This window comes from Microbacterium sp. 4-7, assembly GCF_014332665.1.
Classification (GTDB): domain Bacteria; phylum Actinomycetota; class Actinomycetes; order Actinomycetales; family Microbacteriaceae; genus Microbacterium.
In genome coordinates, this window is sequence record NZ_MCRH01000006.1 from 70552 (window position 1) to 92916 (window position 22365).

Genomic DNA, 22365 nt, shown 5'->3' on the forward strand with positions numbered 1-22365 from the left:
TGCCGCCGCGCGCTGTTCGTTGCCAGACTCGGCGCATGGTGTTCATCGGTTTTCATGCATCGCACGAGCAGATCCCCCCGAGCGCCCTGCTCGAGGCCGTGGTCGAGGCGGAGCGCGCAGGGTTCGACGGGGCGATGTGCTCCGACCACCTCGCACCGTGGACCACGACTCAGGGCGAGTCGGGTTTCGCCCTGAGCTGGATCGCCGCCGCGCTCGCCCGCACCCGCTTCTCGATCGGCATGGTCAATGCTCCGGGTCAGCGGTATCACCCGGTGATGATCGCGCAGGCGTTCGCGACGCTGGAGGAGATGTTCCCCGGCCGCTTCTGGGCGGCGATGGGCAGCGGCGAAGCGGTCAACGAGCACGTGACGGGCGACGGATGGCCCGACAAGAGCATCCGCAACGACCGACTGCGCGAGAGCGTCGACGTGATCCGCCGGCTGATCGGGGGAGAGGAGGTGGACCACGACGGTCTCGTGCGCGCGCATCGCGCGCGGGTCTGGAGCCGACCGGCTGAACCGCCGCCGCTGTTCGCGACCGCTGTGAGCGCCGAGACGGCGGAGTGGGCGGCCTCGTGGGCGCAGGGCCTCGCGACGGTCGCGCAGGAACCGGCCGCACTGCAGCGCGTCGTCGATGCCTACCGGGGTGCAGGAGGCACGGGTCCCTGCATCCTGCAGGTGCATCTCAGCCTGGCCGAGAGCGACGATGCGGCGTTCGCGATCGCGCGCGAGCAGTGGCGGAACGGACTGCTCGCGCCTCCGGTCACCTGGGATCTCGAGCAGCCGGAGGACTTCGAGGCGGCGCTGGTCGGGATCGATGAGGAGGGGCTCCGCAAGGCCGTCCTCATCGACCACGACGCGACCGCACTGGCCGACCGCATCGCGGATCTGGTTCAGATCGGGTTCGACCGCGTCTACCTGCATCACGTCGGCTCCGAGCAGTCCCGATACCTCGACGCCGCAGCAGCCGAGCTCATCCCCGCCTTGAAGGAGCGACTGTGAAGATCACCGACACGAGCGACCTCTGGTGGAAGACCGCAGTCATCTACTGCCTCGACGTCGAGACGTTCCTCGACTCGAACGGCGACGGCGTCGGCGATCTGCAGGGCCTTTCCCAGCGCATCGACTACCTCTCGCAGCTCGGCGTCACCTGCCTGTGGCTGATGCCGTTCTATCCGACGCCCGACCGCGACGACGGCTACGACGTCAGCGACTTCTACGGGATCGACTCGCGACTCGGCACCCACGGCGACTTCGTCGAGGTCATCCGCACTGCACGGGACCGCGGGATGCGAGTGATCGTCGACCTGGTCATCAACCACACCTCCGACCGGCATCCGTGGTTCCTCGCCGCGAAACGGAGTGTGGATTCGCCGTATCGCGACTACTACGTGTGGCGCGACGACGCGCCTCCGAAGGGACAGAAGAACGCCGTCTTCCCCGGGCAGGCGAACGGCATCTGGGGCAAGGACGAGAAGTCGGGGCAGTGGTACCAGCACAGCTTCTACGAGCACCAGCCCGACCTGAACATCGCCAACCCCCGGGTGCGTGACGAGATAGCGAAGGTCATCGGCTTCTGGTTGCAGCTGGGCATCTCCGGCTTCCGCGTCGATGCGGTGCCCTTCCTGCTCGAGATCCCCGAGGGCTCCGGCATCCCCGAGCCCCACGATCTGCTGCGCGACATCCGCCGCTTCCTGCAGCGCCGGTCGAGCGAGGCGATCCTGCTCGGCGAGGTCAACCTGCCCTACGACCAGCAGGTGCAGTACTTCGGCGGTGATGATGAGGACGAGCTCACCATGCAGTTCGACTTCGTCGGGATGCAGTCGCTGTACCTGTCGTTCGCCCGCAAGGACCCCGCTCCGCTGATCGAGGCGCTGCGGGCTCGACCCGTGCTCGGATCCGAGGTGCAGTGGGCGAACTTCCTGCGCAACCACGACGAGCTGACCCTCGACAAGCTCAGCGACAGCGAGCGTCAGGAGGTGTTCGACGCCTTCGCGCCCGATGAGCGCCAGCGCGTGTTCGGGCGGGGCATCACCCGCCGCCTTCCTCCGATGCTCGGGGGCGACCCCCGTCGCATCCGCATGGCCTACAGCCTGCTCTTCACCCTGCCCGGCACCCCGGTGCTGTTCTACGGCGAGGAGATCGGCATGGGCGAGAACATCGAGATCCCCGGCCGCGAAGCGGTGCGTACGCCGATGCAGTGGTCGGTCGACAAGAACGGGGGATTCTCGGATGCCGCGCCCAGCCGGCTCGTCGCTCGGCCACCGTCCGACGGGTACGCGCCGGAGCACGTGAACGTGGCCGCGCAGCTGGGTGACCGCGAGTCGATGCTGTATTTCGTTCGGGCGCTCACCTCGGCGTACCGGATCTCGCCGGAACTCGGCTGGGGAACGCTCGAGATCATCGACCAGCCGGCCGCCTCGCTTCTCGCGCACTCGCTCGCCGCGGACGTGGGCAGGATGATCGCCCTCCACAACTTCGCCGAGGTGCCGGTCACGACTTCGTTCCGGGTGGAGGACGAGCCTGAGGGCACGAGGCTCGTCGATCTGCTCGATCCCGCCCAGATCGCGCTGGGGCCGGACGGCGAGGTCGAACTGGAGGTGCCGGCATACGGCTACCGCTGGCTCCGGGTCTCGCGACCGGGCGACGGACGCGTGACCTGAGGCTCAGTCGGTGGGCGGCTGTGCCGCGATGAGCTTCATGAAGATCGTCAGCAGGCCGAGCGCATCGCGCGACGGGTCGAGGAGGGCCTGAATCCGCAGCCCGTCGACCATGGCGAGCACGAGCGTGATCTTCTCGTCGGCCGTCAGCAGCTCGCTGTCGCTCGTCGGCAGCGGCCCGTCGCTGAAACGGGATCGCATGCGTTCACGGCGGCCGAGGAAGAACTCGTGGGCCGGATGCTCGGGGTTCGTCGCGGCGATGGCGAGAGCCAGCCAGTTGCGCTGGAAGTCGGGGTGCGCGAACTCGTCGGAGAGCACGGCGCTGAGGATCTGCTCACCCGGCACGTGCGCGGTCATGATCCGTGCGGCGAGGTCTTCTTCGTGCTCTTCCCGCTGGGCAAGGGCTGCCGGCAGCAGTTCCTCCTTGCCGGAGAAATGGCGAAGCAGCGCCGCGTGGGTGAGGCCGGCGCGACTGGCGATGTCGCGCAGTGACGCCCGTTCGTAGCCGTGTTCGGCGAAGCTCGCGAGTGCGGCCTCGACGATCTCGGCGCGTCTCGCCGGTGTGGAAGCACTTGGTCCTCGGCGGCGCGGGGAGGGCTCGGCTGTCAGCGACGACGTCATGTTCCCACCTTCTCACTTTTGCCTTCTGTTACCAAAGTGGTTACTATCGCTCAGGATCGACAATCGGTTGCCAAACTGCTGACGATCACATTTCGCGAGGGACGCCCAGTGGAGGGCGCCGCGGATCACTGAACGATGAAGGAGTCCAGGTGACCAAGAGTGAATTCGACCGCAACGACACGATCGACTCGATCGCTGCGGCACAGCCGGTAGGCGGGAACACGCCTGACGGCACTCCGCTGGAGGGAACCCCCGTCGACTCCGAGCCGACCGCGAAGGTCAGCGGCGGGTACATCTTCTGGCTGATGCTGGCCAACTTCGGTGCATCCATCGCGATGATGGTGCCGCTCGCGTACGGCCTCGCGCTGCGCATCACGGAGCTCGCTCCCGGGCACGAGGAGGTGCTCGGATACGTCACCGGCACCGCTCAGCTGATCTTCCTCGTGCTCAGCCCGATGATCGGTATCTGGAGCGACCGGACGCGCTCTCGCTTCGGCCGCCGCACGCCGTTCCTGTTCCTCGGCGCTGCCCTCGGACTCATCGGCGCGGTCATCATCGGCTTCGCGCCGAACCTGCTCCTCGTCGGCGCCGGCTGGGTCGTCGCGATGACCGGATGGTCGACCGCCGGAGCGGCGATCCAGACCCTGCAGGCCGACAAGCTGCCCGAGGAGCAGCGCGGCAAGGTCTCAGCTCTCACCGGTCTGATGACGCAGGTCGCGCCGGTGCTCGGCATCGGAATCGCCTACGCCGTGTCGTACAGCACCTTCCTGGTGTTCTTCGTTCCCGCCGTGATCGGCGTCGTGCTGCTCGTGCTGCTCCCGACCTTCAAGAAGGAGGGAAGCTCGAAGGACCTGGTCGTCGACTCGTCGGTGACTCTCAAGAAGGTCATCTCGGGCTACGGCTTCAACGCTCGCAAGTACCCCGACTTCGCCTGGAACTGGGTCGGACGCATGGTGTTCTTCATCGGGCTCTACTTCAACACCACCTTCGGCACGTTCTTCTACGCCCAGCGTCTTGACCTGCCGGTGCGCGAGGTCGCAGGTGTCGTCGCCACCGTCGGAATGCTCGGGGTCGTCGCCGCCGCCGGTGGCGCGCTGCTGGGAGGCTTCCTCTCGGACAAGCTCAAGCGGCGTCGACTCTTCGTGCTCGTCGCAGCCTTCATCTTCATCGGAGGTGCGCTCGCCGAGGCGTTCGCCTGGTCGCTGCCGCAGCTCATCATCGGCGCCGTGCTCATGCAACTCGCGATCGCCGTGTTCGCCACGGTCGACCAGGCGATCGTCTACGCGATCATCCCCGATCGCGCCGAATCCGGTCGATACATGGCGGTCGTCGCGTTCGCCCAGAAGATCCCCAGTGCGATCGCTCCGCTGATCGCTCCGCTGATCATCACGATCGGCGCCGTGGGAGCGGAGAAGAACTACACGCTGCTCTATCTCATCGGTGCGGTGTTCGCCCTCATCGGCGGTCTGATCATCATGTTCAAGGTCAAGGGAGTGCGTTGAGATGACGCTCGCATCGAACCCGTCATCCGTGCCCACCGCGCCGTATGACCTGCGGATTGACAGCGGGGGCGACGAGTTCACCGTGTGCGAGGCTTCGCCCCGGCTGTCGTTCACGGTTCCGGTCGGCGCGGCGTGGACCGGGTTCGAACTCGAGGCGATCGTCGACGGTGAGCGTCGGGCGCAGGTGCCGCTCGCCGCCGACACGCACCTCTTCGTCGAGTGGCCGTGGCTCCCGCTGTCGAGTGGTCAGCGGGTGCGATGGCGAGCGCGCGCGACAAGCGGCGACACTCTCTCAGAATGGTCCGAGTGGGCAACCTTCGAGTGCGGACTGCTCGACGCTGACTGGACTGCCGCCTGGATCACCCCGGTCGAGCACGATGACCCCGGATACGGGGCGCGCCCCGCTCATTCGCTCACCCGTCGGTTCGATGTCTCCGGCATCGTCTCGGCGCGGCTGTACTCGACTGCACTCGGCGTCTACGACGCTCGCATCAACGGCGAGCGGGTCGGCACGGCCGAGCTGTCGCCGGGGTCGACGTCCTACGACCGCACCCTCTACGCCCAGGCTGCCGACGTGACACGCCTGCTGACCGATGGCGCGAACTCGCTCGAGATCGAGCTCTCCGACGGTTGGTACCGCGGGCAGGTCGGGGCGTTCCGTCTGCCGGCCGGGTGGGGCACCACTCTCGCAGCGCGAGCTGAACTGCACCTCGAGCTCTCTGACGGCTCGCGACAGGTGATCCGCACCGACGGAGACTGGACCAGCGCTCGGTCCAGAGTGATCCGCGCCGACCTGATGGACGGGCAGACGACCGACTTCCGTGCGGATGCCGGGTCTGCGGAAGCCGTGATCGTCGGCGCGGTCGAAGGTCCGCCGATCTCCTGGTCGCCGGCTCCGCCCATCCGGGTGGTCGAGACACGCGACGCAGTGAACGGGAATCATGTCGCGGACGACACGTGGGTGCTCGACTTTGGTCAGAACGCGTCGGGCTGGCTGCGGCTCACCGATCTCGGCCCGGCGGGAACGCGCACGGTGATCGACTACGGCGAGTACGTCGGGCCCGACGGTGACGTGAGCACCGCACACCTCGATTCCACCAAGCCGGGCGAGCCTGACGTGGTCTTCGTGCAGCACGACGAAGTGGTCTCAGCCGGTGGCGGCGAGATCTTCGAGCCGCGTCATACGGTTCACGGTTTCCAGTTCGCCAGGATCACGCGCCACGGTGCTCCGTTCGAGCCGGCATCCGCGCAGATGCAGGTCGTGCAGACGGATCTCCGTCGCACCGCATCTTTCGAGTCGAGCGACCCCGCGCTGAACCGCCTGCACGAGATCGCCGACTGGAGCTTCCGCGGCAATGCGGTGGATGTGCCGACCGACTGCCCGACACGCGAGCGTCTGGCCTGGACGGGCGACTACCAGGTGTTCGCGCCGACGGCCGCGCGCCTGTACGACGTGCTCGGGTTCACTCGCAAGTGGCTGCAGTCGGTGCGCGATGATCAGCTCGACGACGGTCGTATCGCGAACTTCTCGCCCGACGGCCGTCGCATCAAGCACAAGCTCGACGACCAGTTCGCCATGATGACGGGTTCCTCCGGGTGGGGTGATGCGATCACCTTCGTCCCCTGGGAGATGTACACCGCATACGGCGACGCTCGCGTTCTCGAAGAGAACTGGGACGCGATGGTGCGGTGGGTCGAGTGGGAGCTCGGGGCCGCGCGCGCGAATCGGCATCATTCTCGCGTCGAGCGCTCCGCCGAGCCGCTGCCGCACGAGGAGTATCTGTGGGACGGCACGTTCCACTGGGGGGAGTGGACCGAGCCCGTCGCGAAGGCGGAGGACGGCTCGCGCCTGGATCCGATCAAGACGAACCCCATGGCCTGGTTCATGGCCGACAAGGGAGAGGTCGGCACGGCCTACCTGTATCGCTCCACTCAGATCCTCGCTGATGCCGCGGCCGTGCTCGGTCGCACGGGTGAATCGGCGAAGTATGCCGCGATCGCCGAGCGCGTGCTCGACGCGTGGCGTTCCGAGTTCGTCACGGACGACGGGCGTACGGTGCAGGACACTCAGGCCGCCTATGTGCGGGCACTCTCGTTCGGTCTCATCCCGGAATCGCTTCGTGCCACCGCTGCGCAGCGCCTCGTCGAACTCATCCGCGACGCCGGCACCCATCTCGGCACCGGATTCCTCTCGACGGGAGACCTGCTGCCGGTTCTCGCCGACAGCGGGCACGCCGACGTCGCCTACGAATTGCTCTTTCAGCGCAGCGCTCCGTCGTGGATGTACATGATCGACAGGGGAGCGACGACCATCTGGGAGGACTGGGAGGGGATCGACGACGAGGGCGTCGCCCACGAGTCGCTGAACCACTACAGCAAGGGTGCGGTGATCCGCTTCCTCCACACGCACACCCTCGGGCTGCGTCAGGATGCGGACTCGGCAGCATGGGAGGCGTTCACGATCGCGCCGCTCCCCGGCGGCGGCGTCAGCTGGGCGAAGGGGCATCTCGACACTCCGCAGGGGCGGATCCGCGTGGAGTGGCGCGTCGAGGGGGACGAGCTGGTGGTCGAGGCGGACATCCCGGCAGGGAGTCGCGCGACCGTGGTCTTCCCCGACGGGACGACGCGGGCAGCAGGACCCGGATCCTTCGCCGGCGCGGGCGGGTTCTCCGGCGCCCGCTGACGGCGTGGATCAGTCGTCGTGCATCGCCGCGGCCTGCAGCTCCCGATTGATCGCGCGCAGGCCGAGGGCGAGGGATTCCAGCTCGTCGATCGTCAGCCCGTCGAGGATGTCGGCGCCCATCTCGGGGCGCGCCGCCATGATCTTCCCGATGACGTCACGCCCGAGAGCCGTGGGCGCCAGGCGCCGCACACGCTGATCGACTGCATCCGTCAGTCGTTCGACGAGGTGCTGGTCGACGAGGCGCTCGACGAGCTTCGACATCGTGGCGAGCGACACCTCGAACGACGACGCGAGGCCACTGATCGTGCTGTGGTCGGATACGACGATCGACGTGAGTACCTTGAGCTGCTGGATCGTCAGCTGCGTGCTCAGCAGGGAGCCGATCATGCGGGGAAGTGAGCGCACTGATACCGCCAGCGTGAGGGCATCGATGTTCTCCAATGCCTCCGCACGTCTCCGGTCATCGCTCACCTCAGTACCGTAACGCGCTCCGAGGCGATTCCCAGGGATATTTACTTAGCTTCGAGCTAACCTTCTGTGAAGGAACCGATCCGGGGTCGTGTCGGGTTCAGGTTCACGCCGTCCCCAGTTCGCGTCGACCTGGCCCGAGCCCCGGCGACAGGAGGACGGAACCATGACCGACCAGGCACAGGCCACCCAGGAGCAGGTCGCGCGGCTGCGGGCACTGCGGGAGAAGTACGCGCAGGAGCGCGATCGGCGCATCCGCCCCGACGGGGCGGCCCAGTATCGATCGGCTCTCGGCGAGTACGGCTACTACGCGAAGGACCCTTACACCCCCCGCACTGATCGAGAGCCGCTGCGGGATCGCGTCGAGGCTCTGGTGATCGGGGCGGGCTTCGGCGGGCTGCTCACCGGTGCGGGGCTGCGAGACGCCGGCATCGGCTCGGTGAGGCTCATGGACGAGGCGGGCGACGTCGGTGGAACCTGGTACTGGAACCGCTACCCCGGCATCCACTGCGACATCGAATCGTATGTCTATATGCCGCTCCTCGAAGAGACGGGATACATCCCGAGCAGGCGCTATGCGCCTGGCGAGGAGATCCGTCAGCACGCCGAGCGCATCGCGGAGCACTACGACCTCTACCGCGACTTCGTCGGGCATACCCGAGCGACGGGGCTGACCTGGGACGAGGATGCATCCGAGTGGGTCGTCGAGACCGATCGAGGTGACGTGTTCCGCGCGCGGTACGTGATCACCTCCTCCGGCACGCTCACGCAGCCGAAGCTCCCCGGCATCCCGGGCATCGAGCGTTTCACCGGGCACACCTTCCACACCAGCCGCTGGGACTACGCCTACACCGGCGGATCCGCCGAGGGGAATCTCACGAAGCTCGCCGACAAGCGCGTCGCGGTCGTCGGCACGGGGGCGACGGGCCTGCAGGTGATTCCGCACCTCGCCGAGCACGCGCGTGAGCTCCTGGTCTTCCAGCGCACGCCCTCGACCGTCGATGTGCGCGACAACCGTCCGACGGATCCCGACTGGGCGCGCACCCTCGCGCCGGGCTGGCAGCGCGAACGGATGGACAACTTCCTCGAGGTGCTGGCCGGCGAGCCCGTCAAATCGCTCGTGCAGGACGGGTGGACCTCGACGAACCGGCTGCAGCGGAGCATCCTCTCTGGCAGCGTCGACGGCTCTGTATCGGAGCAGGACCGCCTGCTGCGGGAGGAGCTCGACGACGCTGTGAAGATGGATGCGCTGCGCGCCCGGGTCGACGAGATCGTCGACGACTCGGCGACCGCAGCCGCCCTCAAGCCCTGGTACCGGTACATGTGCAAGCGGCCGGGGTTCAGTGATCTCTACCTGCAGGCGTTCAATCGCTCCAACGTGACCCTCGTCGACACGGCCGACACGCACGGCATCACCGCGCTCACCGAGACATCGATCGTGGTGGGTGAGGCGGAGTACGAGGTGGACTGCATCATCTTCGCCACCGGGTTCGATGTCGGAGTGTCGGGCGTGGTGTCCGGCACCCTGCCCGTGTCCGGGCGGGGAGGCCGAGCTCTTCTCGAGGCCTGGGGGATGGGCCCGCGGACGCTGCACGGATTCACCACGCACGGCTTCCCGAATCTGTTCCAACTCGGCCCGATGCAGAACGCGAACTCGGTGAACTTCGTGCACATCCTGCAGGAGCAGGCGACGCACATCGCCGCGGTGATCGAGCGGGCCGAGCGGGTCGGCGCTCGCCGCATCGAGCCGACCGCTGAGGCCGAGGATGCCTGGTGCCGCACTGTTGCCGAGACCTCGAGGGACGTCTCGGACTTCCAGGCCCAGTGCACGCCGGGCTACTACAACGGTGAGGGCTCGCGCACGATCGGCGGACTCACGTACTCCCCGGGGCCGGTGGCCTTCCATCGACTCCTGCGCGAGTGGCGTGCGGGAGACATGGCGGAGCTGCTCGTGGTCGACGATGCGGACGAATGCGTGCGCGAGTCGTCGGAGATCGGGGTGTCGGCGTGAGGGCGGCGCTGGCGGCCGCGGCAGGTGCGATCGGGGTGGTGGCTCTCTTGGTGGGGTGTGCGCCCGCCGATCCGGATGCCGCGCAGACCGATGCTCCATCCGACGGGCCCCCTGCGCAGCAGATCTCGGAACAGCTGCTCCAGGCGACGGAGCCTCACGAGCTCACCGGAGGGACGCTGCTCGAAGGGCCGACCTTCCACGAAGACGGGTCGCTCTTCCTGGTCGACGTGATGGCGCCGGCCGGGGAGGCGAAGGTGCTGCGCGTCGACGTGGAGGAGCGCACGGTCGATCAGGTCTTCACCGACGAGACGAGCGCGTTCACCTCGGCGCAGTTCCACCCGAGTGACGGTCGCCTGTACCTCACCGACTTCCTCGGCGGTGGCGTCATGAGCATCACGGCTGACGGAGAAGACCCGCAGGTGAACTTCTCGGGCGGCGTCGACGGCATCGCGATGCTGCCCGACGACATCGCGTTCCATCCCGACGGCACGATGTTCGTGACCGACACCCGCGGTATGGACGGACCGGGGTGGGAGACGCCGGGGCGTGTGGTGAGGATCGGTACGGACGGGCACGCATCGACCCTCGCGGACGACCTGCCCTCGCCGAACGGCCTCGTCTTCGACGAGGCGGATGCCGGGCTCTGGGTCGCGCAGTACAACGCGAACCGGATCGACTACTTCGCTCTCGATGAGACGCGCACCCGGGTCGTCTCGGCGTATCCCGCGATCCACGTCGACGGCGGGATCGGACGCATCGACTCGACCGCGGTCGACGCCGAGGGCAACATCTATCAGATGTTCCACGAGAAGGCCGAGATCGTGGTCTTCGCCAAGACCGGTGAGCAGATCGGCAGGATCCGCGTGCCGGGCGAGGGGCTCGAGTCGGCGACGAACATCGCCATCGCACCGGGGACGACCGACGGATATCTCGTCGTCAGCGGCCCAGCGGGCGGCTTCGTGCACACCTTCGAGGCCTACGGGGAGGGCATCCGTCAGTCCAACGGCGGGTGAGGGGCCTGTGGGCGTCCCATCCGTCGCTGATGGATGGGACGCTCCGTCCCTACTGAGGTAACCCGACGGGTCGCCCGGTCGACTCGCGCACGACGAGATCGAGCGGTAGGACGACCTTCGACGGGACGCGGTTCCGCTCGGGGTCGATGAGTGTCTCCATGGCCCGCGTGCCGATCTCACGCAGCGGCGAGTGGAGCGTCGTCAGTGCCGGCACGGCGAGCTCGGCGCTGAAGATGTCGTCGAACCCGATCACGCTGAATGCCTCGGGCAGCGTGAGGCCGGCGCCTCGAGCCGCTCGGAGCAGTCCATGAGCGACCAGGTCGTTGTAGGCGAGAACGGCGGTCACGCCGCTGGCGCGCACGCGCCGGAGCGCATCCGCACCTGCGTCGACGGTGGGGGAGTCCACGGCGATCTCCACCAGGGAGATGTCACGCGACATCGAAAGGTCGAGCGTGAGCTCCCACCGGGAGCGGTTGATCTGCAGGCCGCCCAGGCCGAGGTATGCGACCGACCGATGCCCGAGATCTCGCAGATGGTCGATAGCAGCGGTCAGTCCCATCGCAAGATCGGGGATCACGCTCGGCAGGGACGGTGCCGAGTGATTCGCCGCCACGATCGGCTTCACGCGAGCGAGGTCTGCGAGGGCTGCATCGTCGAGGCGCGAGGCGACGACGAGCAGGCCGTCGACAGACGACTGCAGAGCCTCGATGGTCTCCCGTTCGATGTCGGCTGCGGCTTCGGTCTCCGACACGACGAGGGTGAAGCCGCCGGCGCGGGCGACCTGCTCCGCGCCGCGGATCAGCTCGAAGTGCACCGGGTTCGTGATGTCGGGGAGCACGATCGCGAAGGTGCCCGACCGGCCGGTGGGGAGTGCTCTCGCCATCGGGTTGGCCCGGTAGCCGAGCTCCGCGGCCGCCGCGCGGATCTTCTCCTCGGTCGCCGCGTTCGTGCGACCCGGCTTGTTGAGGGCGCGGGAGACGGTCGAGGGGTTGAGCCCGACCCGCTGCGCGATGTCGTAGATGGTGGGTCGGCGAGCCGAGCGCTCCTCGTCATTCGGAAGCTCAGGGGATGCGTGTGTCTCGTCTGGCGACATCGAGTGTCTTCCCCTCCATCGTGGCGACCGGCATCCGGTTCCTCGATCGTAGGGCAGGAGTCGCTTCGTGCAGGCGCACAGCGGGTCGAAAGGCTTTGGCAACCGATTGACAAAATCGACGAGAACCGATCTGATAGGGGAATGCTCCAGCCGCAACGCCGCGACCGCGACCGCCTGCTTCCTGCCGACCCGGCGACGCGTTCCGTCGCACGATCCCTGTACGAGCGCGTGTCCTCTGCTCCGATCATCTCGCCGCACGGCCACGTGCCCGTCGAATGGCTCGTCGAGGATCGGCCTTTCGCCGACCCGGCGTCGTTGCTGATCACGCACGATCACTACGTCACCCGGTTGCTGCATGCCTCGGGCGTCGGACTCGATGCGCTCGGCGTCGGCGGGTCGCCGGCGGACCCGCGCGAGGTGTGGCGGCTGTTCGCCGAGCATTGGCACCTGTTCGCGGGGACCGCGTCAGGGTACTGGCTGAGCGAGTCCCTCGAGAACGTGCTCGATCTGCGGACGCCGCTCACGGCCGCGACCGCAGACGATGCCTACGATCACATCGCCGCGAAGCTCGTCGATCCGAGCATGCGACCGCGCGCGCTCTTCGAGAGCTTCGGCATCGAGGTGCTCGCGACCACCGATGATCCCCTCGATGATCTCGCGGGGCATGCGGCGCTCGCCGCCGAGGGCGCGGTCGGCAGAGTCGTTCCCACCTTCCGGCCTGATCGCTACCTCGACCCGGACGCGGCAGGGTTCGCCGCCAGCGTGCAGCGCCTGCTCGAGACCACTGGGCAGCCGAGCACATTCGCCGGCTACCTCGCAGCGCTGGAGGCGCGGAGGCGGTACTTCATCGAGCACGGGGCCGTATCGGCCGACCATGGCGTCGAGGTACCCGACACCCTCGATCTCGACGACGCTGACGGACAGACGCTTTTCGCCCGGGTGATGTCGGGACAGGCGGATGCCGCAGATCGTCAGGCGTTCCGGGCGCACATGCTGCTGCAGATGGCCAGGATGAGCGTCGATGACGGCTTGGTCATGACGGTGCATGCGGGTGTGGTGCGCAATCACAGCAGCGAGACGTTCCGACGCTTCGGCGCCGACACCGGGCATGACATCCCCCGACGAACAGACTTCGTCGGGGGGTTGCGGCCCCTGCTCGAGCGGTTCGGGCTCGAGCGCGATCTGCACCTCGTGCTGTTCGCGGTCGACGAGACCGTCTACTCGCGGGAGATCGCTCCGCTGGCCGGCTTCTATCCGAGCGTCTATATCGGCGCCCCCTGGTGGTTCCTCGACGCTCCCGATGCGATGGCGCGGTTCCGCTCTGCGGTGACCGAGACAGCGGGGTTCTCACGCGGGTCGGGTTTCATCGACGACACCCGAGCGTTCCTGTCGATCCCCGCGCGGCACGACACTGCTCGCCGAGCGGATGCCGCGTTCCTCGCGCGGCTGGTGGTCGAAGGACGTGTGGACGAGGAATCGGCCGCCGCGATCATCGACGACATCGTCGGCCCGCAGCCGAAGCGGGTGTTCAAGCTGTGAGCGGGGGGACACTCGGGGTGCGTACGTCCCCGGCACCGCCCGTGCGGATCGTGCACGTGGGTCTCGGTGCCTTCCATCGCTCTCATCTGGCCTGGTACACGGCCCATGCGTCGGACGCGTCTGAATGGGGGATCGCTGCGTACACCGGGCGAAGCGCCGGACTCGCAGAGGATCTCTCGGCGCAGGACGGTCTGTACACGCTGGTCGTGCGCTCGACGGCGGGGGACGAGGCCGAGCGAATCGGCAGCATCGTCCGCGCGCATCCTGGCACCGACATCTCCGGGTTCCTGACTGACGTCGCCGCTCCAGCGACGGCAGTCGTCAGCCTCACGATCACCGAGGCCGCGTACGCAGATCAGGCGCTGCCCCTCGATCGGACGCTCCTCTCAGATTCGAAGGACACCGATCTCTCCGACACCCGTCCGTCCACCGCTATCGGTCGTCTGGTGCTCGGTCTCGAGGCGCGCCGCCGCGCGGGGTCGGGCGCGCTTGCGCTGGTGTCCTGCGACAACCTGCCCGAGAACGGTGGCGTTCTGCGCCAGGCGGTCCACTCGGTCGCGACCGAGGTGCCGGGGCTCGTCGACTGGATCGATGCGCACGTGTCGTTCGTGTCGAGCTCGGTGGATCGGATCACCCCTCGGCTCTCGGACGAGGAGACGACCGAGCTCTCGCAGCGTTATGGGGATCGTGTGCCTGTCGTCGCAGAACCGTTCTCTGACTGGGTCATCGCCGGGGAGTTCCCCGCCGGCAGACCGCAGTGGGAGTCGGCGGGGGCCCGCTTCACCGGCGACCTCGAACCGTGGGAGGCACGAAAGCTCTGGCTGCTGAACGGTGCTCATACCCTGCTCGCGTCGCTCGGTCGGCTTCGGGGACATCTCACCGTCTCCGAGGCGATAGCCGACGCAGAGTGTCTCGGTGCCGTCGACGCGTACTGGGATGAGGCCTGCCGGCATCTTCCGGCAGAGCTCGAGCTGCCCGAATACCGTACGGCGCTGCTCGAGCGGTTCCGGAATCCCCGCATCCGGCACCTTCTCGCGCAGATCGCACTCGACGCAGACACCAAGATGCGAGTGCGCATCGCTCCGGTGGCCGAGCGTGAACGCGCGGCGGGCCGCACCGCTGCTGCGTGCGTGGCGGTCGTCGCTGCGTGGCTGGCAATCGACGGCGGGGCATCGGATCATGCAGGGGTGGAACGCGCGGTCGCCGACCTCAGCCCTGCGCTCGGTGCCGATGAGGTGTTCGTCGATGCGGTGCTCGCAGGTCGCCGGTCTCTGGGGGATCTCACGCTTCGGTAACATCTTGGCAATCGGTTGTCATCTTCCTAGAACCCTGCTTTACTGACAACAGACGCCGCCGTCTTCGTCCGCTTCACCCTCAGTGACAAGCGGTTGCGCATCAAGTCGTTTCATCCAAAGGAGTATGAACAATGTGGAATACCCGTAAGCATCGTCGCCGCGTGGCTCTACCCGCCGCGCTGCTCATCACCGCGCTCGTAGCGACAGGCTGCGCCGCAGGCAGCGAGCCCGCGCCGGACGACTCGTCGTCGGCCGTCGTGGAGAAGGACCTCGCGGTCGCCGCGGTGTCCGCCCCCAACTCGCTCGACCCGGCCCAGATCGTCGACGGGCAGCAGATGTTCGTCTGGTCGTCGGTCCTCGACACCCTGCTGCGCAAAGACCCCGAGACGGGAGAGCTGCTTCCGGGCGCCGCTGAGAAGTGGGAGTACAACGAAGACGGCACCCAGCTGACCCTCACGCTGCGCGACGGCATGACGTTCAGCTCGGGAGACCCGGTGGATGCTGCCGCGGTCGCTGCGACCCTGCTGCGTTCGAAGGCCACGCCCGGAGCCGTACAGAGCCGCCTCGCCGCGGTCGCGGACGTCGTGGCAGAGGACGACAAGACCGTCGTCATCAGCTTCTCGGCATTCGACCCCCAGTTCCTCGACAACCTCGCCCAGGGCCCTGGTGCCATCGGCGATCCCGCGACCATGGATGAAGAGCGCACGGCCACCGACCCGATCGGATCCGGCCCGTTCACTCTCGACGTCGACAAGACCGTCCCGGGCAGCAGCTACGTCCTCGTCAAGCGCGATGAGTACTGGGACGCCGACAATGTGCCGTTCAAGACGCTCACCGTCAAGGTGCTGCAGGACCCGACGGCATCCCTCAACGCACTGCAGGCGGGCGAGCTCAACGCGGCGACCGTGCAGTCGCAGGTCGTCTCGCAGCTCGACGCGAACAAGTTCACCATCACGGTGAACGACGCGGTGGCCGTGGGGTACCTCAACATCCTCGATCGCGCCGGCGAGAAGTTCCCGGCGCTCGGTGACGTGAAGGTGCGTCAGGCGATCAACATGGCGATCGACCGCGAGGGCGTGCTCAAGGGCATCTTCAGTGGAGTGGGCATCGCCACGACGCAGCTGGTCAGCCCGTTCGGCGAGGTCTACGACGAGAAGCTGAACGACGCGTACGAGTACGACCCCGAGAAGGGCAAGGAGCTCGTCGAAGAGGCGGGCTACGCCGGCGAGACCTTCCAGATCCCGAGCACCTTCCTCAGCACCACGATCGAGCCCGTGCTGACGCAGGCGTTCGCCGACATCGGTCTGACCCTCGAGTGGGTCACCGTACCGCCGCAGCAGGCGCAGGCAGCTGCCCGTTCCGGTGACTACGGGCTGTACTACCAGATCCTCGGATTCAACTCGGACTCGGCAGATCTCGCGACCACGATCGGCGCCGCCGGCTTCGGCAACCCGACCGGGTACACCGATCCGACGCTCGATGGCTACTTCGACGAGATCAACAACACCGTCGACTTCGCGGATGCTCTCCCGGTCTACAAGGAGCTGAACGAGTACGTCGTGGATCAGGCGCTCGTCGCCCCGATCGCCTATATCGGCGCGACGTGGGCGACCGCTGACGGGATCACCTACGTCGGCAAGGCGAACACCCTCGCAACCATCCGACAGTTCGACGTCACCGAGTGAGTGACGGGTGGGGATGCGGCGCGCCGCATCCCCACCACACACCGGGAGTCTCTTGATGCTCAGCTATATCCTCCGCCGACTCGGCGCCGGCGTCGTGCTCGCGATTCTGGTCACCCTCATCACCTTCCTTCTCCTCAGCACTTCGTTCAACGACGTCGCTCAGGCCATCCTCGGCACGTCGGCGACGCCCGATGTGGTCGATGATCTGATCGCAGCGAAGGGGTGGGATCGCCCTGTCATCGTGCAGTACTTCGACTGGCTGATCCACGCCGTGCAGGGTGACTTCGGCGTCTCGGTGTACACATCGCTGCCGGTCGGACCCTCGGTTCTCCAGCGGCTCGCGGTCACGCTCTCGATCATCGTCCCAGCACTGATCCTGACGGTCATCCTCTCCGTCTTCCTCGGCGTCTGGGCGGCATCGCGCGGCGGGATCGTCGACCGCATCGCCCAGGGGATCTCGCTCATCGGCTACATCGTTCCCGGTCTCCTCCTGGCGATCGTCCTCGTCGTCGTGTTCGCGGTGCAGCTCAAGTGGCTTCCGGCCACCGGGTTCACGCCGTTCGCCGAGGACCCGGGGGCATGGGTGCGCAGCATCACCATCCCGGTGATCGTGCTGACCATCGGCGGCGTCGCCAACATGGCGGCCCAGGTGCGAGGCAGGATGATCGACGAGCTCCGTCGCGACTACATCCGAACCCTGCGCACGCGGGGATCGTCGACCACCTCGATCGTCATCAAGCACGCTCTGCGCAACGCCGCGAGCCCCGCGCTCACGGTGATGTCGCTGGAGTTCATCCAGATGTTCGGCGGCGCACTCATCATCGAGAACGTGTTCGCGCTCCCGGGCTACGGAAGCTTCGCGTTCAACGCCTCCCTGCAGGGCGACATCCCCGTGATCATGGGCATCACCGCCTTCGGCGTGCTGCTCGTCACCGTCGTCAACCTCCTCACCGACCTGGCCAACGGTTGGCTGAACCCGAAAGCGAGAGTCCATTGAGCGACGAACGCCCACCCCAGACCACCACCGGCACCGTGACACCTCCCAGCACCGAGCTGCTCGTCACCCTCGAGAACGCGGCGAAGACCCGCACGTCGACCTGGCGCCGCATTCTGCGCGACCCGCAGGCCGCCGTGACGCTCGGGCTTCTCGCCGTGATCTTCCTGCTCGGGCTGCTCACGCCGTGGCTCGCGCCGCACGGCCCGAACGACGCCGAGCTCTCGATGATCAATGCGCCGGTCGGCACCCCCGGGTACCTGCTCGGTGCCGACGAGGCCGGGCGCGACATCCTGTCGCGGCTGCTGCACTCGATCAACACGGCAGCGATCTCGGCTCTGATCGGAGCCGGTGTCGCCCTGCTCGTCGGAGTGGTCGCCGGCCTCATCGGCGGCTACTTCGGAACCGTGACGCGAGCCACCACCGAGTGGCTGTTCAACCTCATCATGACCTTCCCCGGCATCCTGCTGCTGATCATCCTGATGCCGGTCACCGGGGGTGACTACCGCTTCACGATGCTGATCTTCGGCGTGCTGCTGTCGCCCGGCATCTACCGCATCGTTCGCAACCTCGTGCTCGGGGTGAAGAACGAGCTCTATGTCGATGCCGCCCGAGTGTCGGGGCTCGGCAACCTGCGTATCCTCGGGCGCCACGTGCTCTTCGTGGTGCGAGGGCCGATCATCATCGCCGCGGCCTTCATGGCGGGCTCTGCGATCGCCGTGCAGTCGGGTCTCGCATTCCTCGGTGTCGGTTCGCTGCAGATCCCGAGCTTCGGCTCGATGATCTCGTCCGGCTTCCGCAACCTCTACATCGCCCCGACGCAGTTCCTCTGGCCGAGCCTGCTGCTCGGCGTCATCACGGCGTCGCTCGTGCTGCTCGGCAATGCTCTGCGCGATGTTCTCGAGGGGTCCATGCCGAAGCCGGCCAAGGTCGGACGCGGTCAGCGCGTGCTCGACAGTGCAGGAGAGGCGACGGCTGCTCGGACAGGGCTGCTCGAGATCAACGAGCTCGCCATCGCCTATCCGCGTCCGAGTGGCGGCCTGAACGAGGTCGTACGCGGCGTCGACCTGTCGATCGCCCGCGGGCAGATCGTCGGGCTGGTCGGCGAATCCGGGTCGGGAAAATCGCAGACAGCCTTCGCCTCACTGGGGGTGCTGCCCAACGAGGCGGTGATCACCCGCGGGTCGATCCGCTTCGACGGGCGCGAGCTCGTCGGCCTCACGGATGCGCAGATGCGTCCGCTGCGCGGCAAGGAGATCGCGTACATCCCCCAGGAACCCATGTCGAACCTCGATCCGTCCTACAAGGTCGGCGCACAGCTCGTCGAGGGCGTACGGTCGGCGCTCGGCGTGACCCGCGCGGAGGCATCCGCCCGGGTGCTCGCGCTGCTCGAGAGGGTCGGCATCGCTGACCCGAAGCGCACCTTCGACTCGTACCCCCATCAGATCTCGGGCGGCATGGCGCAGCGTGTGCTGATCGCGGGCGCCGTCGCGAGCCGGCCGAAGCTGCTGATCGCCGACGAGCCGACGACGGCACTGGACGTCACGGTGCAGGCCGAGATCCTCGACCTGCTGCGAGACCTGCAGTCCGAGCTCGACATGGCGATCCTCCTGGTCACTCACAACTTCGGTGTCGTCGCCGACCTGTGCGACCGCATCGCGGTCATGCAGAATGGCGTGATCGTCGAGTCCGGCACCGCTGCGGAGGTGTTCTCGCACCCGACGCACGAGTACACGAAGATGCTGCTCGGTGCGATCCTCGACGAGAGCACGGTCCGCACCGATCCGCCCGTCGCGGCCTCCGATGAAAGGACAGACCGATGAGCCTTCTCGAGGTCGATGAGCTTCGTGTCGCCTTCCCCGGACGGGGATGGCGGGCCAAGCCGGTCGAGGTGCTGCACGGCGTCTCGCTCAGCGTCGCGCCGGGGGAGACCCTGGGGCTTGTCGGCGAATCCGGATCGGGCAAGACCACGATCGGACGCGCGGTGCTGGGCCTGGTGAAGCCGTCCGGCGGCGACATCCGGTTCGACGGGACGTCGATCGCCGGAATCTCACCTCGCGATCGTCGTCGCCTGTCTCGTGACATCCAGGTGGTGTTCCAAGACCCGTACACGTCGCTCAACCCGTCGATGACCATCGGCGACATCCTCGCCGAGCCGCTGGTGATCCAGGGCGCGACGGCGAAGGATGCACGCTCGCGGGTCAAGACCCTGCTCGACCAGGTCGGGTTGCCCTCGGATGCTGTCGAGCGACTGCCCCGAGAGTTCTCGGGCGGTCAGCGTCAGCGTGTAGCCATCGCGCGCGCGCTGGCTCCTGAGCCTCGCCTGATCGTGTGCGATGAGCCGGTGTCTGCTCTGGACCTCTCGACCCAGGCACGCGTGCTCGATCTGTTCGTCGAGATCCAGAGGGCGACCGGGGTCGCCTACCTCTTCGTGTCGCACGATCTCTCGGTCGTCCGCCACATCAGTCACCGGGTGGCCGTTCTGTACCGCGGCGACCTCGTCGAGACCGGATCGGCCGAGCACGTGACCTCGACCCCCGACCATCCCTACACGCAGAAGCTGCTGCTCGCGGCGCCGGTCGCCGACCCCTCCCGTCAGCGCGAGCGGCGACTCGAGCGCCGCCGCATCATGGAGGCATCATGACCCAGAATCCGATCATCCCCGGATACCACCCGGATCCGTCGATCTGCCGCGTCGGCGACGACTACTACCTCGCGAACTCGAGCTTCGAGTACTCGCCGGGCGTTCCGCTGTTCCACTCCAGGGACCTGGTCTCGTGGACGCAGGTCGGCAACATCCTCGATCGCCCCGAGCACCTCGACGTGCGTACCGGGCTCGCGGGAGCGAGCGGGGGGATCTACGCCCCGACACTGAGGCATCACGACGGCCGGTTCTGGATGATCACGACGAACATCCACGAGGTGGGGCGGGGTCACATCCTCGTGCACGCCGAGGATCCCGCCGGCCCGTGGAGCGATCCCGTCTACGTCGCCGGTCTCATCGGCATCGACCCCGACCTCGCGTGGGACGACGACGGCACCTGCTTCGTGACCTGGAGCGACGTGATGCGCGGCGGAATCTCGCAGGCCGTCATCGACCCGCGGACCGGTGAGGTGCTCTCGGAGCCGCGGTCGCTGTGGGCGGGAACCGGCGGTGCGCATGCCGAAGGGCCTCACCTGATCCGTCGCGGGGAGTGGTGGTACCTGCTGGTCGCCGAGGGCGGTACGGGGCCCGGCCATATGGTGACGATCGCGCGATCCTCGAGCATCAGCGGACCCTTCGAGCCGGCACCGACGAACCCCATCCTCACTCACCGCAGCACGAGCGCGGCTGTGCAGTCGACGGGGCACTCCGATCTGGTCGAGCTCGCCGACGGATCCTGGGCACTGGTCTTCCTCGCGACGCGGCCCCGCGGCACCTTCCCTCGCTGGCACACCAACGGGCGGGAGACGTTCCTCGCGGCGGTGGACTGGGTCGATGATTGGCCGGTGATCGACGAGGAGCGCTACGACGTCCCGCTCGCGAAGACATCGTTCGTCGAAGAGTTCCGAGGCGAGGAACTGCATCCGCGGTGGATCTCGCCGGGAATCTCGCCGTCGTCGTTCGCCCGCACGAGTGCAGATGGGCTGCACCTCGAGCGGGGGCGGGGTGCGCTCGCCGCCAGTGCCGAGCGGCTGCTCGCGGTGCGCGCCGAAGACGAACTCTGGTCGGCCCGCCTGCACGCGACAGGCGACGTCGCGCTCTCGGTCCGGATGGACGACGCGCATCAGCTGATTGTCGAGCGCGTCGGTGCAGAGGTGCGCGCACGGATCGTCATCGGTCCGCTGAGCGACGTCGTCGCGCGGACAGAGGCTCCGGCGGATGCGGTGCTCGAGATTCGAGCCACGGAGTTCGAAGCCGAGCGCGGCGCGCGGCGCGGTCCCGACCTGCTGCGCGCCGGTCTCTCTTCGGTGGAGGGCTTCGTCGAGCTCGCCACGCTCGACGGCCGCTATCTGTCGACCGAGGTCGCCGGTGGATTCACAGGCAGGGTCATCGGTGTCGAGGCTCTCGGAGACCAGGTCGTCGTCAGTCGGTTCGAGTACGAATCGGGTGCCGCTGCGGAGTGATCAGTCCCGCGCGTCGGGCTTCAGCTCTGGCACGAACGTCGACATCAGCGACGTGACGCACGCATCGACGTCGATCGCCGAACGGTCGAAGAGCCACTGCGTGTGCAGCCCGTCCATCGCGCCGATCGTGATCGCTGCGAGGTGTGCCGGGGGCAGGTCGGTCGACAGGCGCCCCTCGTCTCGGAGCCGGGTGAACAGGCGAGTCATGAACGAGCGGATGTTGCGGTATCGCGTCTCGAAGTAGTCGTGCGCCGGGTGAGCGGGCGCCGTGGCCTCGCCGGTGAGCACGGCGCTCAGCTCGACCAGTCCGACCCGCTGGTCGCGCTCGATCAACGTCGTGGCCATGCCGCGGAGCACGTCGAGCGGATCGGCTCCGGCGCTCAAGACCTCGTTGCGTGCGAGGTAGTCGGCGCTGCGCTCGTCCTGCAGGGTGAGAACAGCCATGAGCAGGTCCTCCTTGCGGGGGAAATGATGCAGGAGCCCGGTGTGGCTGATGCCTGCCCGACGAGCGATCTCGGCCATCGAAGCCCCGTGAAACCCGGATTCGCCGAAGATCGTGAGGCAGGCATCCAGGATGCCGCGGCGGACGGCTGCGGTCTTGGCGTACTGGGCCATCGATACCTCCGGCGATAAAAATAGTGAGGACTTACTATTTTATGTTACCGTTAGCTGGCAATCGGTTGTCACGGTTGCTC

The 22365-nt window shown here is 67.4% G+C and carries 17 protein-coding genes; 13 read left to right on the forward strand and 4 right to left on the reverse strand.

Features of this window, described 5'->3' with window-relative positions; translation table 11 throughout:
• Positions 1-35: 35 nt before the first annotated feature.
• Positions 36-1001, forward strand: coding sequence for a TIGR03885 family FMN-dependent LLM class oxidoreductase (locus tag BEP68_RS12745; protein ID WP_187250211.1), 966 nt, complete (start codon positions 36-38; stop codon positions 999-1001).
• Positions 998-2662 (forward strand): alpha-amylase family protein, encoded by a 1665-nt coding sequence (locus BEP68_RS12750; protein WP_187250212.1) that lies wholly within the window; start codon positions 998-1000, stop codon positions 2660-2662. Before BEP68_RS12745 ends, BEP68_RS12750 begins: the two co-directional genes overlap by 4 nt.
• 3 nt (positions 2663-2665) lie before the next feature.
• Here the strand turns inward: BEP68_RS12750 and BEP68_RS12755 are convergent, their stop codons facing one another.
• Positions 2666-3280: a TetR/AcrR family transcriptional regulator gene (locus tag BEP68_RS12755; protein WP_187250213.1), complete on the reverse strand. Its 615-nt coding sequence runs from the start codon at positions 3278-3280 to the stop codon at positions 2666-2668.
• A gap of 149 nt (positions 3281-3429) precedes the next feature.
• Here BEP68_RS12755 and BEP68_RS12760 point away from each other — a divergent pair, with 149 nt between their 5' ends.
• Together BEP68_RS12760 and BEP68_RS12765 are read left to right on the forward strand one after the other, a co-directional pair.
• Positions 3430-4782: an MFS transporter gene (locus tag BEP68_RS12760; RefSeq protein ID WP_315985311.1), complete on the forward strand. Its 1353-nt coding sequence runs from the start codon at positions 3430-3432 to the stop codon at positions 4780-4782.
• Position 4783: 1 nt separating this feature from the next.
• Positions 4784-7465, forward strand: coding sequence for a family 78 glycoside hydrolase catalytic domain (locus tag BEP68_RS12765; protein WP_222839406.1), 2682 nt, complete (start codon positions 4784-4786; stop codon positions 7463-7465).
• A gap of 9 nt (positions 7466-7474) precedes the next feature.
• Here the strand turns inward: BEP68_RS12765 and BEP68_RS12770 are convergent, their stop codons facing one another.
• Entirely contained in the window at positions 7475-7936 is a 462-nt protein-coding gene (locus BEP68_RS12770) for a MarR family winged helix-turn-helix transcriptional regulator (protein WP_187250214.1), read from the reverse strand.
• 163 nt (positions 7937-8099) lie between these two features.
• On the opposite strand from BEP68_RS12770, the gene BEP68_RS12775 reads away from it, so the two are divergent.
• Together BEP68_RS12775 and BEP68_RS12780 are read left to right on the forward strand one after the other, a co-directional pair.
• A complete protein-coding gene (locus BEP68_RS12775; protein ID WP_187250215.1) occupies positions 8100-9944 on the forward strand; it encodes a flavin-containing monooxygenase in 1845 nt (614 codons plus the stop codon).
• Positions 9905-10957: an SMP-30/gluconolactonase/LRE family protein gene (locus tag BEP68_RS12780; protein WP_187250216.1), complete on the forward strand. Its 1053-nt coding sequence runs from the start codon at positions 9905-9907 to the stop codon at positions 10955-10957. The genes BEP68_RS12775 and BEP68_RS12780 overlap by 40 nt, the downstream gene beginning before the upstream one ends.
• Before the next feature lie 49 nt (positions 10958-11006).
• Here the strand turns inward: BEP68_RS12780 and BEP68_RS12785 are convergent, their stop codons facing one another.
• Positions 11007-12050 (reverse strand): LacI family DNA-binding transcriptional regulator, encoded by a 1044-nt coding sequence (locus BEP68_RS12785; protein WP_187250217.1) that lies wholly within the window; start codon positions 12048-12050, stop codon positions 11007-11009.
• A gap of 141 nt (positions 12051-12191) precedes the next feature.
• Here BEP68_RS12785 and uxaC point away from each other — a divergent pair, with 141 nt between their 5' ends.
• The 7 genes from uxaC to BEP68_RS12820 all read left to right on the forward strand — a co-directional run bounded on the left by uxaC (position 12192) and on the right by BEP68_RS12820 (position 21670).
• The gene (uxaC, locus tag BEP68_RS12790; protein WP_187250218.1) at positions 12192-13589 is read left to right on the forward strand and encodes a glucuronate isomerase; all 1398 of its coding nucleotides are present in this window, start codon (positions 12192-12194) and stop codon (positions 13587-13589) included.
• 17 nt (positions 13590-13606) lie between these two features.
• Positions 13607-14884 (forward strand): mannitol dehydrogenase family protein, encoded by a 1278-nt coding sequence (locus tag BEP68_RS18385; protein ID WP_187250219.1) that lies wholly within the window; start codon positions 13607-13609, stop codon positions 14882-14884.
• Between the two features lie 161 nt (positions 14885-15045).
• Positions 15046-16569 (forward strand): ABC transporter substrate-binding protein, encoded by a 1524-nt coding sequence (locus BEP68_RS12800; protein WP_187250220.1) that lies wholly within the window; start codon positions 15046-15048, stop codon positions 16567-16569.
• A gap of 55 nt (positions 16570-16624) precedes the next feature.
• The gene (locus tag BEP68_RS12805) at positions 16625-17566 is read left to right on the forward strand and encodes an ABC transporter permease (protein WP_072591787.1); all 942 of its coding nucleotides are present in this window, start codon (positions 16625-16627) and stop codon (positions 17564-17566) included.
• Entirely contained in the window at positions 17563-19386 is a 1824-nt protein-coding gene (locus BEP68_RS12810; protein WP_261987845.1) for a dipeptide/oligopeptide/nickel ABC transporter permease/ATP-binding protein, read from the forward strand. Before BEP68_RS12805 ends, BEP68_RS12810 begins: the two co-directional genes overlap by 4 nt.
• Positions 19383-20207: an ATP-binding cassette domain-containing protein gene (locus BEP68_RS12815; RefSeq protein ID WP_187250221.1), complete on the forward strand. Its 825-nt coding sequence runs from the start codon at positions 19383-19385 to the stop codon at positions 20205-20207. The genes BEP68_RS12810 and BEP68_RS12815 overlap by 4 nt, the downstream gene beginning before the upstream one ends.
• Positions 20204-21670 (forward strand): glycoside hydrolase family 43 protein, encoded by a 1467-nt coding sequence (locus BEP68_RS12820; protein WP_187250222.1) that lies wholly within the window; start codon positions 20204-20206, stop codon positions 21668-21670. The genes BEP68_RS12815 and BEP68_RS12820 overlap by 4 nt, the downstream gene beginning before the upstream one ends.
• On the opposite strand, the gene BEP68_RS12825 is transcribed toward BEP68_RS12820, so the two are convergent.
• A complete protein-coding gene (locus BEP68_RS12825; RefSeq protein WP_187250223.1) occupies positions 21671-22285 on the reverse strand; it encodes a TetR/AcrR family transcriptional regulator in 615 nt (204 codons plus the stop codon).
• Positions 22286-22365: the final 80 nt, after the last annotated feature.

What these genes read in the sequence shown, in the direction of transcription:
- BEP68_RS12745 (WP_187250211.1), top strand. Translation starts at nt 36, where the DNA reads ATGGTGTTCATCGGTTTTCATGCATCGCACGAGCAGATCCCCCCGAGC.
- uxaC (WP_187250218.1), top strand. Translation starts at nt 12,192, where the DNA reads ATGCTCCAGCCGCAACGCCGCGACCGCGACCGCCTGCTTCCTGCCGAC.
- BEP68_RS12765 (WP_222839406.1), top strand. Translation starts at nt 4,784, where the DNA reads ATGACGCTCGCATCGAACCCGTCATCCGTGCCCACCGCGCCGTATGAC.
- BEP68_RS12780 (WP_187250216.1), top strand. Translation starts at nt 9,905, where the DNA reads ATGCGTGCGCGAGTCGTCGGAGATCGGGGTGTCGGCGTGAGGGCGGCG.
- BEP68_RS12820 (WP_187250222.1), top strand. Translation starts at nt 20,204, where the DNA reads ATGACCCAGAATCCGATCATCCCCGGATACCACCCGGATCCGTCGATC.
- BEP68_RS12805 (WP_072591787.1), top strand. Translation starts at nt 16,625, where the DNA reads ATGCTCAGCTATATCCTCCGCCGACTCGGCGCCGGCGTCGTGCTCGCG.
- BEP68_RS12755 (WP_187250213.1), bottom strand. Translation starts at nt 3,280, where the DNA reads ATGACGTCGTCGCTGACAGCCGAGCCCTCCCCGCGCCGCCGAGGACCA.
- BEP68_RS12775 (WP_187250215.1), top strand. Translation starts at nt 8,100, where the DNA reads ATGACCGACCAGGCACAGGCCACCCAGGAGCAGGTCGCGCGGCTGCGG.
- BEP68_RS12815 (WP_187250221.1), top strand. Translation starts at nt 19,383, where the DNA reads ATGAGCCTTCTCGAGGTCGATGAGCTTCGTGTCGCCTTCCCCGGACGG.
- BEP68_RS12785 (WP_187250217.1), bottom strand. Translation starts at nt 12,050, where the DNA reads ATGTCGCCAGACGAGACACACGCATCCCCTGAGCTTCCGAATGACGAG.
- BEP68_RS12825 (WP_187250223.1), bottom strand. Translation starts at nt 22,285, where the DNA reads ATGGCCCAGTACGCCAAGACCGCAGCCGTCCGCCGCGGCATCCTGGAT.